This window comes from Streptomyces novaecaesareae (assembly GCF_000716875.1).
GTDB classification, from domain to species: Bacteria; Actinomycetota; Actinomycetes; order Streptomycetales; family Streptomycetaceae; genus Kitasatospora; species Kitasatospora novaecaesareae.
In genome coordinates this window covers 1-453 of sequence record NZ_JNWQ01000227.1, presented here as the reverse complement: position 1 = coordinate 453, position 453 = coordinate 1, and the positions used below count along the sequence as shown (strand labels likewise).

Genomic DNA, 453 nt, shown 5'->3' with positions numbered 1-453 from the left:
CCCCCGCCCCCATCACCGCCCTCCAGAACGCCCTCAGCGCCGAACACGCCACCATCTACGGCTACGGCGTGGTCGGCGCCCGCCTCCCCGACGACCAGCAACGCACCGAGGCCCGCACCGCCCACGCCGCCCACCAAGCCCGACGCGACGCCTGGCAACGCCTCCTCACCTCCCTCGGCGCCACCCCCACCCCCGCCGCCGGCGGCTACCAGCTGCCCTTCCCCGTCACCTCCCCCACCGACGCCACCAGACTCGCCGCCCACCTGGAATCCCGCCTGACCACCGTCTACGCCGACCTGGTCGCCGCCGTCACCACCCCACACCGCCTCACCGCCGCCACCGCCCTCCGCGAATGCACCCTCCGCGCCCACCACTGGGGCGCCCCCGACACCGCCTTCCCCGGCATCCCGGACCCCACCCCCTAAACACCAACGGGCGCGCAGGGCGAAAGCC

At 75.5% G+C, this 453-nt stretch carries 1 protein-coding gene; it reads left to right on the top strand.

Annotated features, from left to right (window positions below; all coding sequences use genetic code 11):
- Nucleotides 1–425, top strand: a 425-nt coding sequence (locus OP86_RS32610; protein WP_033334527.1) for a DUF4439 domain-containing protein, incomplete at its 5' end; no start/stop codon positions are given.
- Nucleotides 426–453 lie beyond the last annotated feature (28 nt).